Below are 12,752 nucleotides of genomic sequence, written 5' to 3' on the forward strand. Positions count from 1 at the left end.
TTGAAGGTCACCCCGTAGACTGGTATTGTAAGAGTCTTGCTCACTCCGGCGCCGCCGGAGTAGGTAGGCCTTAGGAGGGCTTTGACAATGACAGTGAAGGTTTACGAATTCTCCACAAAAACTGAAAACCCAAACTATGATGGCGTCTGCGATATTGCTCCTGCAGAACTTCATCAAAACATGTCGAATATTAAAATGATCGATGTTCGTCAACCTGACGAATACACTGGTGAGCTTGGCCACGTCCCAGGTTCTGAGTTGTTAGTGCTCGACACTCTTCCAGATCATTTGGAAAACCTTCCGAAAGACCAAACAATCGTGTTCATTTGCCGCAGCGGAGCTCGTTCAGCTCGCGCCACTGCTTTTGCTCAGATGAATGGATTCAAACACGTGTTTAATATGCTAGGCGGAATGATTCATTGGAATGAATTGCAACTGCCTGTTGAAAGATAAGAATTATGCCAGGAAAAGTATTTGTTAACAGAACATTGAATCTTAAAAAGATTCGCTACATCGGTGTTGATATGGACCATACGTTGGTTCGCTATAACTCCGAAAACTTCGAAAGACTTTCGCACACTACGATGATCGATAAATTGGTTAAACGTGGTTACCCGGAAACTTTGCGCAAGTTGACGTTTGATTATAACTTCGCGATCCGCGGACTTGTGATCGACCGTAAGATGGGAAACCTTTTGAAATTGAACCGCTACACGGCGATCCGTGCGAGCTACCATGGTTTGAAACCACTTGATTTCAAAACTCATCAAAAACTTTATAAATCGACTTACATCGATCTTTCCAACACCGACTATTTGGCTGTTGATACATCGTTCTCCATTTCTTTGGCGAACTTGATCGGCCAAATCGTTGAGTTGAAAGATACGGACACAGCGAACAAGTATCCAGAATATGTTCAGATTGCTGACGACGTTTTGGATGCTTTGGATGAGGCTCACCGTGACGGCTCATTGAAAGATGAAGTTAAAAAGAACTTGGATCATTACATCATTAAAGATCCAGGATTGGTTGCAAACCTAGAAAAGTTCCGTCGCCACGGTAAAAAGATTTTCGTACTAACGAACTCTGATTACCACTACACGAAGCTTTTGTTGGACTACGCAGTTCAGCCATTCCTTAAGGAATATAAATCATGGGCAGATCTTTTTGAGTTCGTGATTACTTTCGCCTCCAAGCCTAAGTACTTCTATGAAAACCAAAAGTATCTTCGCGTGAATCCTGCGGATGGTTCGATGACGAACATGGAAGGCAAGCTGACTCCGGGCATTTACCAAGGTGGTAATGCTAAGAAGTTCACTGCCGACCTTGATTTGAACGGTGATGACATCCTTTACATCGGTGACCATATCTACGGCGACATCCTTCGTTTGAAAAAGGACTGTAACTGGAGAACAGCGATGGTTATCGAAGAGCTTGATACCGAAGTTGATAACAACAGAAAAGCGGAACCTATCAACGTAGAGATCGAAACGTTGATGAAGAAAAAGGAACCTCTTGAAGATGAATTGACTGAAATCATGACTCGCAAAATTGAAAAAGTTGGCGAGTTGAATGAAGCACAAATCGAAACTCTGCAAAAATCTATTTCAGAGATCGATGCGCAGATTAGTTCGCACATCAAAAAGCAACAGGCGCTTTACAACGGCAACTGGGGTCAATTGATGAGAGCAGGTAACGAGGAAAGCTATTTCGCTTACCAATTGGATCGTTACGCGTGCGTTTATATGGAAAAATTGGCGGATCTTTTGGAGCTGTCTCCAAGAACTTACTTCCGTGCACCACGTAGACCTTTAGCCCACGAGATTTACTAATATGAATAAAACAAGTGCTCTTTGGATTTTGGCTTTGATCGTCGTAGCAGCAGTGGCATTCAGCTTGGGCAAGCGCTCAGCTCACTGCCCTCCAACCGCTGCGGGTGCAGATGCAGCAGCAGCGTGTGGGGCACCACCGTCGGCCTTCCCGACAAACCTGCCTCCTCCACCGCCACCATCCGAACCAAATAGTTCGCATCAGTAAAAACTAAAAACCGGGCTCAAGGGCCCGGTTTTTTTATTTGATGATTGTGAGTTCTTTAAGTTTCGCTTTGATATCGGCGATCTTGCCGCTGCGACCACTTTGCAACAGATAGTCTGCTGCTAGCTCAATGTTCTTTTTATCTTCGTCAGTCAGAAGCTTCTTGCGAAGAGCCTCTGCTGCATCAAAGCTTTCATACAGGCACTTTGCATTGTTGGCATTTTTTTCGTCTTCACAGTTAATGACTGGCAAAGCTTTGCGAGTGTTTGGAGCTACGGCCATAGCAACTGCGTCTTCACCAGCTTCCATCGCTTCAGCCTCATCCGATGCCGTCTGAGCTGCATTTTCTTGTAGCTCTAGCTCTGCCGCGATTTCAGCTGGAATCTCTGCATTAGGAGCAGCAGCAGCCGTCGTCGTTGTTTGTGCCTGAGTCAGGTAAGCAGAAAGCTCACCCTTCGTTTCCAAACGCATGATCGTCATCAAAAGACGCATCAAGATTTTGCCTTGTTCTTCTTTAAGGTAAGAGTCGAATGTCGATCTATCAATTTGCAAAGTATCAGCAGAGATCCATGCGATCGTGCTGTCTTTAATTTTAGGAGCTAGATAAACCTTTGTAGGCGGAGTTCTTTGGTACAAAGAAAGAGTCGTCCATTTTCTGGCTTTGATCACTTTCTCAAGGCCAATGGAATCGCCATCGTTTGATTTGATATTAGAAACAACAGGATCGATATAGTTACGATAGGCGTCTTCGGCAGCGAAATCGAAGGCTACTTCAGGGATAGCAGATTCTTTAGCCATCTGCTGGGCCTTCTTGGAGTTAAGGCCATTGTTCTTGCCCTGCATGGTTCTAACAGATGAACCCGACCGACTAGTCTCTAGACACCCAGCCGTAAATTGTAAGCAAATTAGGGCACCAATAACGGGCAAAGCCATTCTCTTCATTTTAAGCTCCCAAGTTTTGAATCCACCCAGGAGCTTACAATCTCTATGCCCGCCCTATTGGCTATTTTAGGCTTGGAACTGGAGGCAAATCAGAAAGCGTTGGGTAAAGAACATTCACAGTGTGGTTACGTTGAGTCACAACGCACTCTGTGGAGATCACACGGTAGCGCTCGATTGGGAAGTGGTATCCACGCTCAACCCAGCCCCAGCCATTCCAGTCTACATAACGACGGTAGCCTGTGCCGATTCTTTCGCGAACAGAGCGAGTTTCCATATGGTAAGTCAAAAGTGGGAAGCGAATTTTAACGATGCCACCAGCTTCCATTTTCATTTCAGCTTTTTCGTCAAACACACAACCATAAAGACCATCAATGCTGCGTACGCGACCTTTTACAGTTTCGCCGACTTGCACATCGCGACCTTTTGGCATTTTAAAATCAAAGAACCAGTTTACTGCAGCACCGTTGCCGTAGAATGCCGTTGTATTCATAGTTACTGAACCATCGAATTCAACCAAATCAACTTCAGCAGTACGATTTTTGTTTTCGTATGTACCTTCAAAAATATTTCCGGCCTGAGAGATCACAGGCAACGCCATAACCATCAACGCTACGATAAATTTGTTCACGCAGATTCCCCTTTTAGTTTCTATTTAACAAAATCAAAAAATCTTTGGAGCTGGTTTGTTCTACTTTTGCAGAGAACTTATTCGGCTCCAATTTTTTACGGTAAGTCCCGCGAGCGGCATTGCGAATCGCACAGCCAAATTTACTTGTACCCGCTGGGTCTACCGCTCCACCATCAAAGCATTTTGGACTAAATGCTTCTTCCTGTTGTCTAGTGACTGGGAAGTTACTGACGCTGAAACTTGTGACGTCCAATTTATAGTCTGACTTCAATTTCGCAACAGGATTCGCCTCGATCAGCTGCGAAGCATAAATATTAGGAACAACCACAGCCACGCGCAAACCCTCTGCCCTGGCCTTGTTGATGCCTTCGACCAAACGAGGCATCTCTTCCTTCATTGCAATGTAAACACCTGTATTGAAAAGCTCCACGTAAGGAAGCATTGGTTCAACGATAATAACGTCGTACTTTAAGCCCGCTTCTTGATTGGTTTCAAAAAAGCCGCGCCACAATTCCATGTCTTCGATTTTATTCGGCGTTACGCCCATAACAGCGATGGGAGCAGCCTTGATTTCTTCGCGCAATTTCTCGAAGACTTCCTTGCCCATATCCTCAGGAGTTGAAACCTGAGTAAATTCGATCTTAGGAAGTGTTTCAGTCTCCTCAGAAAATCTGACGGAAATATAGATTCCCATAGCTATAACGGCGATGGCGCCAACCCAATACAAGTACTTCATGGACTATCGACCTATCACCGCTGGCCCACCATGGCAAGGTACGTTGTATTCTGGTAGGATTGTGTTAAGTTGCGAATATTACAGAGGACTTGATCTTAACAAGACAGGTACCGCAAAAAATATGAATACGACGACTTCGAAATCTTCTATTTCTTATCTCCTTATTGGCTCTGGCCGAGTTGCGCGCCATTTTTCTCACTATTTTAATCTGTTAAATATCAGTTTTCAGACCTGGGACCGCTCCCAAGATCCTCATGCATTGCGCGTCAAAGTTTCCGCTGCCACACACGTTTTGCTGGCGATCAGCGACGGTGCGCTTCAGGGGTTTTACCGCCAACACCTTTTAGGTCATGACGATAAAACGGTGGTGCACTTTTCCGGGGCTCATTCCTTTGAAGGCATGATCTCTGCTCACCCCTTAATGACGTTTGGAAATGATCTTTACGATCTGGATTTTTACCAAAAGATTCACTTTACGTTAACTGGGGCATCCAGTCTGGATGAGGCTTTGCCGGGTCTCACGAACTCTTATTCCTGGATCCCTTCCGCACAAAAAGCGCTTTATCATTCTTATTGTGTGATGGGTGGAAATTTTGTGACTTTGTTGATTGCCAAAATGCTCTCTGGCTTTGCAACGATGAAGATTCCCGCAGAGGCAGCCCATTTGTACGTGCAAAAAGTTGTGGAAAACACTTTTGCCAATCCTGAAGCTGCCTTAACAGGTCCTTTGGTTCGCAAAGACGTTGAAACCGTGAAGGCCAATCTTAAAGCTCTTGAAAATGATCCCGCTTTGAAAATTTACGAAGCCTTTCTTGAAACCTACTGGCCCGATTACCCGCGAAAGTGAGGGCGCACACTATGAAATCCATTCTCGACTTCCAAGAAAAGAAAAATAAAAACGAGAAGATCTCGATGATCACTTGTTACGACTACACTTTCGCTTCGATCCTTGCAGACAGTAATATCGACTGTTTGTTGGTCGGTGATTCTTTGGCAAATACAATGCATGGCTTTGCGACGACACTGAATGCAACTGTGAATATGATGGCTTTGCATACCGCTGCTGTTGTTCGCGGAGCTGGTGCTAAGAAGTTTGTCGTGGCTGACTTTCCTTTCATGGCGAACCGCAAAGGGCTTACGGCCACTATGACTGCTGCAGAAAAGCTTATGAAAGCAGGCGCGCACGCTTTGAAATTAGAAGGCGGCGACGAGTTCACTTACAAAATCGTTTCTCATCTAGTGAATTCTGGTGTTCCGGTGATGGGTCACTTGGGCTTAACTCCCCAATCAGTAAATCAATTGGGTGGCTTTAAAGTTCAAGGCCGTGATGAAAAAGCGCAGGCGAAAATTAAAGAGCAAGCTTTGAAGCTTCAGGAAGCTGGTGCTTTCTGTGTCGTCCTTGAATGTGTTCCTTCTAAACTTGCTAAGGAAATCACAAAGTCTTTGGATATTCCAACGATCGGTATCGGTGCAGGTCCTGATACAGACGGACAAGTTCTGGTTCTGCAAGACATGCTGGGCATGAATCCGGGTTTTAAACCTAAATTCGTTAAAACTTATTTCAATGGTTACGAAGCGATCAAAGAAGTCTTTAACACTTATCACGATGAAGTGATGAATGTGGACTTCCCGACAGAGAAAGAGAGCTACTCGTGATTCAAGTTCTTCGCACTCCCGCTGACTTCAGGGCGTGGAGAAAAAATCAGAAAGGCAGCGTTGGTTTTGTACCAACCATGGGTGCTTTGCACTCTGGCCACGAAGAGCTTCTGAAAAATGCCCGTCGTGAAAACGATGTGGTGGTGCTTTCTATTTTTGTGAATCCCACGCAGTTCAATGATCCAAAAGATTTTGAAAAGTATCCTTTAACTTGGGATCAGGATTTGAAAATCGCCGAGGCGAATAAAGTCGATGCTATTTTCTATCCACGTTATCCAGATATGTATCCTGATGAGTATCGCTATAAAGTCAGCGAGAACACTTATTCAAAGTTACTTGATGGTGCTCACCGCCCCGGTCACTTTGATGGCGTTTTATCTGTGGTGATGAAGCTTTTCAACATTGTTGCTCCTAATAAGGCGTACTTTGGTGAAAAAGATTACCAACAGATGACTTTGATCAAAGGCATGGTCGACAGCTTCTTTATGGATCTGACGATTGTTCCGGTAGCTACGGTTCGCGAACAAGATGGATTAGCTAAAAGCTCTCGTAATTTATTACTGACTAAAGAAGAGCGCGAAAAAGCTCCGATTATTTATAAAACAATCACGACATCGAAAACTGCAGAGGAAGCTTCAAGCAAGCTCACTCAAGCGGGATTTGATGTGGATTATGTGACAGATATCGAGGGACGCCGCTTTGTCGCGGCTCGCTTGGGTTCTGTGAGGTTGATTGATAATGTCCAAATCTAAAGTTCTTTTTATGATGACGGGCTCCATCGCATGCTACAAAGCATGTCATGTGGTTTCACGTCTGGTGCAAGCCGGTTGCGAAGTGCAAGTGGTGATGACTCCGGCGGCTTTAAAGTTTGTTGGCAATGCGACCATTGAAGGACTGACTGGCAAGCCTGCTATCAGCGATATGTACTCGCAAGGCAATGTGATGGATCACATTCACCTTATGCGCTGGGCGGATTTGATTTTAGTCGCGCCTGCTACAGCTAATTTTATTAATAAATCGGCGCAAGGTATTGGCGATGATCTCGTTTCTACTTTGTTCTTGGCTCATGATTTCAAAAAGCCGTTTTTGCTTGCCCCTGCGATGAATACTTCTATGTATATGCATCCCGTGACACAGAAGTCTTTGGAAACTCTGAAAGGTTTCGGTATCGAGATTCTGGATTCAGCCTCTGGTATTTTGGCCTGTGGCGAAGAAGGCTACGGAAAGCTCTTAGATCCAGATGAAATTCTGAAAATCACTTTGGCTCATTTGCATAAAGGATCCATTGATACAAGTTCTGCTCGCGCGGTGGCCCCTGGATCTTCGGAGCTTGCTAAAGTAAAAGTCTTGATTACGGCTGGCGGCACTCAAGAGCCTATTGATACGGTTCGCACGATCACAAATTTAAGTTCGGGGCGTACGGGAATCTCTTTGGCCGAATACTTAAGCCAAATGGGCTTTGAAGTGACTTTGCTACAAGCGCACGGAACAGCGAAGGCTGAACATGTTGCCCATCGTGATTACTTCACAAGCTTTGCTTCCTTGGATGCTCAGCTGAAAAAGTATCTGTCTGAAAACAGCTACACTCATGTCATTCATGCGGCCGCTGTTAGTGATTACTCTGTAGATTCCATCGAAGTCTCTGGTAAACAGTACCGTCCGTTAGAAGTTAAAAAAGTCAGCTCTGATGCTGAAGGTATGAATATTCATTTAAAGCGCAATCACAAGATTGTGGATCGTTTGAAAGACTATTCTAAAAACAAAGACATCAAAGTGGTCGCATTTAAACTGACAAGCCACGCGAGTGACGAACAAAAGAAAGCTGCTGTTGATAAGCTCTTTAAAGCTTCACATGCTGATTTCGTGGTCCACAATGATTTAACTGATATTGATATTATCAAACGCACACACAAATTCACATTGCATAACCATCAAAGCTTTGTGACTTGCGAGAACTTAGATCAACTGACAAGTGAATTGATCCGCGTTTTGTTACCAAAGGAATCTGTATGATTTTATGTTTGGATGTGGGTAACACCCAAATCTTTGCAGGATTGTTTGATAAGGATAAAATGGTTTTATCCTTCCGTAAGAACTCCAAAAGCGGGGCTTCTTCGGATGAAACAGGTATTTTCCTGCGCACGGCCATTCGTGAGAATGGTTATGACCCGGCTCAAGTAAAACAGATTGCGATCTGCTCTGTCGTACCCGAAGTGAATCACTCCCTTCGTGGTGCTTGCATGAAGTACTTCAATATTAATCCGTTCATCTTGCAGGCTGGAGTTAAAACTGGTCTTCGCGTGAAGTATCGCAATCCTTTGGAAGTCGGTGCGGACCGTATTGCGAATTCGATTGCTGGTACTCACCTGTATCCTAATAAAAACCTGATCATCGTAGACCTTGGAACTGCGACAACGTTCTGTGCGGTTTCTAAAGAAAAAGATTATCTGGGTGGATCTATCGTCGCAGGTATGCGCCTCTGCATGGAGGCTTTGGAAAGCAAGACTGCCAAGCTTCCATCGGTAGAGATCCAATCCATGCACGAAGCCTTGGGCCGCACGACCGTTGAAAGTATTCAATCTGGTTTGTACTACGGTCATTTAGGCACGATGAAAGAAATCATCGCGCGTATTACTCGCGAATCCTTCCAGGATGAAAAGCCTTTGGTGCTTGGAACTGGTGGTTTCTCGGCCCTATTTGAAAAAGAAAAAGTATTCGACGCTATTATCCCTGACTTAGTTTTGAAAGGTATGCTGATCGCACTTCAGCATAATGCTTAGAGGTTATTTATGAATTTATCACTATTAAGAACAAAAATTCACCGCGCCACAGTTACTGAATCTGACCTGAACTATGAAGGCTCGATCAGCATCTGCCCTGATTTGATCAAAGCTTCCGGCTTGTTGATCAATGAACGCGTCGACATCTATAACTGCAACAACGGTGCAAGATTTTCCACATACGTGATCTTAGGCGACAAAGGCGACATCTGCCTAAACGGAGCAGCCGCTCGTCACGTTCAAAAAGGTGATTTGGTCATCATCTGCTCTTACTGTGGAATGTCCATGGAAGAAGCCAAGAAATTCGAACCTACGGTTGTATTCGTAGATGAAAAAAACCGCGTAAAAGAAAAGCGCGCCGAATCCCACAAAAACAATAAGAATAAAAAGAAGAAGTAAAAGATACGGCCTTACTTTGTCCAAAAAAATCCCGGGCTCTGACCCGGGATTTTTATTTTAGTCGATGGATTCGACTTCGATGCCAGCAGACAGAAGCATTTCGGCTAGGACGCCGTTGCCTTCTTTCAGATTTCCGCTGTAGGTGCCGTCATAGATTCGGCCACAGCCACACATAGGGGATTTGGATTTTAGCATGGCTTCTTTCACGCCGAACTTCAGCGCGATTTCTAAAGCTTTTTGAGCACCGCAAGTGTACTCCGCGGTAACGTCCTTGCCATTTTTATCGATAACTTTGTCACCGATACGCTCGGCCGGAGTTCTTGGCGTGGAAAGACCACCCATTTCCTCAGGGCATACAGCGATGGTCATCCCTTCCTCATGAAGGACAGTGACTTCCTCGCGCAGCTGATGCTTTCCATCATAGCGGCACGGGCGTCCAATTAGGCAGGCTGATACTAGGATTTTACCTTCGCTCATAAGCGGCCAATATAACACACCATCTCCGGAAACTCGCCTCCCCTGGAGATACTGCAGGATCGTCTAAAGTTTGGACAAAATGAGTCTGTACCTTTACAGTAATGGCCATATGGGTATTACGTTATTGCAGTTACAGGATGGGCATAAGGCCTATGGGTCTAAAGTTCTCTTTGATCAGGCGACTTTCGCGGTCAATGAAGGAGAACACGTGGGTGTTATTGGTCCCAATGGGGCTGGTAAAACCACGCTTTTCAAAATCCTGGTGGACCAAGAACATTTGGACTCAGGAATTGTGACCAAGTCTCAACAACTGCGCCTCGGTTACCTAGAACAAGAATCTGACTGGAATATCTCTGAGAAAGTCGAAGAGTATCTGGATAAGAACTGCATCACTCCCCTGTGGGAGTTAAAACAGTTCGGCTTGAAACTGGGTCTGACAGAAAGACATTTCCAATCTCACTTGAAAGAACTGAGCGGCGGTTTCCGCATGCGCGTAAAGCTTTTGTACTTAATTGGGCAAGAGCCGAACTTACTGCTTCTGGATGAGCCGACGAACTTTTTGGATCTTGAAACATTGCTGGTACTTGAAAGCTTTCTGCAAGAGTACAAGGGCGCCTTCCTTTTGATTTCGCACGACCGTGAATTCCTTCGTCGCGTGACAGATCACATTTTGGAAGTCGAATCCGGCGATATCGTTAAGTTCGCCGGAAACTTAGATGATTACTTTGAACAAAAGGCGATGCTTGCTGAGCTTTTACAAAAACAAGCTCTCAGCCAAGCCGCTAAAAAGAAGTCCATCATGGACTTCGTCACCAGATTTGGTGCGAAAGCCACAAAAGCCAAACAGGCACAGTCTCGCCTGAAGGCTCTAGAAAAAATGGAAACAATCGAGATCAAGGCCGCACCAACTCACTCGCACATTCATATTCCTCCAGCAAGTCCTACGGGCAAAGTGATTTTGGAAATCGAAAATGCAGATTGCGGTTATGGTGACCGAGTGATTTTGCAAGATGTGACTGTGCGCTTAGAACGCGGCAATCACTTGGGTATCGTGGGATTGAACGGTGCGGGTAAATCCACCTTGTTAAAATCCTTGGGCGAGCAAATTCCTTTGCTGAGAGGCTCGATCAAATGGGGACATCAAGTAAGCTTGTCTTATTTTGCTCAGCACACGCCGGAAGCTTTGAATCCTGAACACACGGTTCTGGAAGCAATGGCCTCCCTGGCTCATAAAGAAGTAACTCAACAAGATGTTTTGAATATCGCAGGAAGCTTGCTGTTCAGCGGAGAATCTGTTCACAAGAAAGTAAAAGTCCTTTCGGGTGGAGAGAAGTCACGCGTGGCTTTGGGACAAATCCTTTTACAGAAATCTCCTCTATTACTTCTGGATGAGCCTACGAATCACTTGGACTTCGATACTGTTGAAGCACTCACAGGTGCTTTAGAAAAATACGAAGGCACCATCGTCACTGTCAGCCATGACCGTGGCTTTATCGGACGTGTGGCAAATAAGATCCTTGAAGTAAATCATGGGAAGCTGACGCTTTATCCGGGTACTTACGATGAATATGTCTGGAGTTTGCAAAGGGGCTTTCTTTCCGAAAGATCCTTTGATCCTCAAAGCTCGGCAAAGGCGACATCCGGACAGGCATCGGACGCCCCGTCCAAGTTTAACTACAAGGAAGAACGTAAGCGCATCGAGACTCTGATTAAAAAGGCACAAAAAGTGATAGAGGATTCCGACAAAAGAATCACGACTCTATCCACGAAGCGTGATGGCCTTAATGACTCTCTAATTTCTGGTACGGCTTCAAACACGGCGGCACTTGCAAAGGAACTTCACGAGATCAGTGCACAAATTGAAAATCTCGAGAACGACATGTTGCAAGCAATGGAAGATCAACACTCATTTGAACAAGAATTAAAAAACCTCATAGGATAATTTATGAAAAAATTGATTCTGGCGGCATTGATATCATCAACATTTGTAGGTTGCGCAAGCGCTCTTAAAAAAGATTGCGAAGCGACGAATTGGTTTAAGTATGGCGAAGAAGTTGCCATGCGTGGCGAGTGGTTGAACTCTGATCCAAAACTATTGTCATGCCGTAAAGAGGAAGCTGAGATCAGCGAAACTCAAGCTGACCTGGGATTTAAAAGCGGTCGTCAGAAGTATTGTACTGGCAGCAACTCATACCTGGTGGGTAAATCCGGAGACGCTTTCGCCAAAGACATGTGCGACACGCCTGCACTGAAAAGCATTGTTTCTGATTACAACAAAGGCCTTCGTGACTACTGCGCAAAAGCCAATGGCTTTAACGCTGGTGTTTCCGGCAAGAAGTATAAGAACCTGTGCCCGGCAGATATGGAATCATCATTCCTTCCTGAATATCGCAGGGGTCGTTTGAAATACGTAGAAGCGCAAATCAAGAACCTTGAAAACCGTCAACGCGACTTGGATTTGGCAATCTCTAACAAAAACACTCAGATCGTCACGGCAAACATGACATTGATGACAAAGCAAAATCGCAAGAACATGGTTGAAAGCCAGCGCAATTACGCTCAGTCAGTGAATAATGCCAATGAAGTGAATCGTCTGGAAACAGATCTACGTAACGCTGATTGGGAAGTGAATCGTGCCCAACAAGATGTAGACAGAACCAACAGAGAGAAAAGAAATCTAGAGAACGAAAAGGATCAGGCAAGTAAGAATATCGCCGACTACCGAACAGAGATGGCGGGACTACAAAACTAAAAAAAGGGGCTCTAAAGCCCCTTTTCTTTTAAAGAGCGACTATACGCTCTGCGATTTGTAAGTCCGAAGCTACAAGCTTGGGCTCTTTCTTACGAACAAACTCTAAGGCACGCTGTAAGTGCACACCACGAACTTGGCCATCAGTGGCGATAAAGATACTCGCATCGTCCTTAGCATCGAGAATGATTTTAGGAATGGCATTATCCGCTGCGGTCTTTGCCGTCAGATAAGTGGGAGCCGAAGTTACCGCTACAGTGGCACCAGAAATGATCTCTCCCGTATTCGCCAATGCAAACATGGGAATAACAAGAATCACAACCAGAGACGCCAACAAAATCTTCTTCATAA

General features: G+C 45.0%; 16 protein-coding genes. 11 read left to right on the plus strand and 5 right to left on the minus strand.

What is annotated here, in order from left to right:
• Positions 1–87 precede the first annotated feature (87 nt).
• The 3 genes from ACLVWP_RS17125 to ACLVWP_RS17135 are packed head-to-tail and all read left to right on the plus strand — an operon-like array spanning position 88 to position 2,037.
• Positions 88–453 carry a rhodanese-like domain-containing protein gene (locus tag ACLVWP_RS17125; protein WP_413558875.1) on the plus strand — a complete coding sequence of 122 codons (366 nt, stop codon included), beginning with the start codon at positions 88–90 and terminating at the stop codon, positions 451–453.
• A 5-nt stretch (positions 454–458) separates the two neighbouring features.
• Complete coding sequence (locus ACLVWP_RS17130; protein ID WP_413558876.1) at positions 459–1,832, plus strand: HAD-IG family 5'-nucleotidase; 1,374 nt, start codon at positions 459–461, stop codon at positions 1,830–1,832.
• A gap of 1 nt (position 1,833) precedes the next feature.
• On the plus strand, positions 1,834–2,037 hold the full coding sequence (locus ACLVWP_RS17135; RefSeq protein WP_413558877.1) for a hypothetical protein: 204 nt from the start codon (positions 1,834–1,836) through the stop codon (positions 2,035–2,037).
• 33 nt (positions 2,038–2,070) lie between these two features.
• On the opposite strand, the gene ACLVWP_RS17140 is transcribed toward ACLVWP_RS17135, so the two are convergent.
• The 3 genes from ACLVWP_RS17140 to ACLVWP_RS17150 all read right to left on the minus strand — a co-directional run bounded on the left by ACLVWP_RS17140 (position 2,071) and on the right by ACLVWP_RS17150 (position 4,340).
• Complete coding sequence (locus ACLVWP_RS17140) at positions 2,071–2,832, minus strand: hypothetical protein (RefSeq protein ID WP_413558878.1); 762 nt, start codon at positions 2,830–2,832, stop codon at positions 2,071–2,073.
• Positions 2,833–3,037: 205 nt separating this feature from the next.
• A complete protein-coding gene (locus tag ACLVWP_RS17145; protein WP_413558879.1) occupies positions 3,038–3,604 on the minus strand; it encodes a hypothetical protein in 567 nt (188 codons plus the stop codon).
• 13 nt (positions 3,605–3,617) lie between these two features.
• A complete protein-coding gene (locus ACLVWP_RS17150) occupies positions 3,618–4,340 on the minus strand; it encodes a hypothetical protein (RefSeq protein ID WP_413558880.1) in 723 nt (240 codons plus the stop codon).
• Positions 4,341–4,461: 121 nt separating this feature from the next.
• Here ACLVWP_RS17150 and ACLVWP_RS17155 point away from each other — a divergent pair, with 121 nt between their 5' ends.
• From ACLVWP_RS17155 to panD, 6 genes are read left to right on the plus strand one after another with little or no spacing between them, the layout of a single operon-like run.
• Positions 4,462–5,187 carry a DUF2520 domain-containing protein gene (locus tag ACLVWP_RS17155; RefSeq protein ID WP_413558881.1) on the plus strand — a complete coding sequence of 242 codons (726 nt, stop codon included), beginning with the start codon at positions 4,462–4,464 and terminating at the stop codon, positions 5,185–5,187.
• Positions 5,188–5,198: 11 nt separating this feature from the next.
• Positions 5,199–5,996 carry a 3-methyl-2-oxobutanoate hydroxymethyltransferase gene (gene panB, locus ACLVWP_RS17160; RefSeq protein WP_413558882.1) on the plus strand — a complete coding sequence of 266 codons (798 nt, stop codon included), beginning with the start codon at positions 5,199–5,201 and terminating at the stop codon, positions 5,994–5,996.
• Positions 5,993–6,748 carry a pantoate--beta-alanine ligase gene (gene panC / locus ACLVWP_RS17165; RefSeq protein WP_413558883.1) on the plus strand — a complete coding sequence of 252 codons (756 nt, stop codon included), beginning with the start codon at positions 5,993–5,995 and terminating at the stop codon, positions 6,746–6,748. The genes panB and panC overlap by 4 nt, the downstream gene beginning before the upstream one ends.
• Positions 6,735–8,009, plus strand: a complete 1,275-nt coding sequence (gene coaBC / locus ACLVWP_RS17170) for a bifunctional phosphopantothenoylcysteine decarboxylase/phosphopantothenate--cysteine ligase CoaBC (protein ID WP_413558884.1) — start codon at positions 6,735–6,737, stop codon at positions 8,007–8,009. Before panC ends, coaBC begins: the two co-directional genes overlap by 14 nt.
• Entirely contained in the window at positions 8,006–8,776 is a 771-nt protein-coding gene (locus tag ACLVWP_RS17175) for a type III pantothenate kinase (RefSeq protein WP_413558885.1), read from the plus strand. Before coaBC ends, ACLVWP_RS17175 begins: the two co-directional genes overlap by 4 nt.
• 9 nt (positions 8,777–8,785) lie before the next feature.
• A complete protein-coding gene (panD, locus tag ACLVWP_RS17180) occupies positions 8,786–9,175 on the plus strand; it encodes an aspartate 1-decarboxylase (RefSeq protein WP_413558886.1) in 390 nt (129 codons plus the stop codon).
• Positions 9,176–9,232: 57 nt separating this feature from the next.
• On the opposite strand, the gene ACLVWP_RS17185 is transcribed toward panD, so the two are convergent.
• Positions 9,233–9,652 carry a DUF523 domain-containing protein gene (locus ACLVWP_RS17185; RefSeq protein ID WP_413558887.1) on the minus strand — a complete coding sequence of 140 codons (420 nt, stop codon included), beginning with the start codon at positions 9,650–9,652 and terminating at the stop codon, positions 9,233–9,235.
• 109 nt (positions 9,653–9,761) lie between these two features.
• Between ACLVWP_RS17185 and ACLVWP_RS17190 the strand changes: the two genes are divergently transcribed.
• Together ACLVWP_RS17190 and ACLVWP_RS17195 are read left to right on the plus strand one after the other, a co-directional pair.
• Positions 9,762–11,594, plus strand: a complete 1,833-nt coding sequence (locus tag ACLVWP_RS17190; RefSeq protein WP_413558888.1) for an ATP-binding cassette domain-containing protein — start codon at positions 9,762–9,764, stop codon at positions 11,592–11,594.
• Between the two features lie 3 nt (positions 11,595–11,597).
• Positions 11,598–12,404: a DUF2799 domain-containing protein gene (locus ACLVWP_RS17195; protein ID WP_413558889.1), complete on the plus strand. Its 807-nt coding sequence runs from the start codon at positions 11,598–11,600 to the stop codon at positions 12,402–12,404.
• Between the two features lie 28 nt (positions 12,405–12,432).
• On the opposite strand, the gene ACLVWP_RS17200 is transcribed toward ACLVWP_RS17195, so the two are convergent.
• On the minus strand, positions 12,433–12,750 hold the full coding sequence (locus ACLVWP_RS17200; RefSeq protein WP_413558890.1) for a DUF2388 domain-containing protein: 318 nt from the start codon (positions 12,748–12,750) through the stop codon (positions 12,433–12,435).
• Positions 12,751–12,752 lie beyond the last annotated feature (2 nt).

Source organism: Bdellovibrio sp. HCB209, from assembly GCF_047306065.1.
Lineage (GTDB): Bacteria > Bdellovibrionota > Bdellovibrionia > Bdellovibrionales > Bdellovibrionaceae > Bdellovibrio.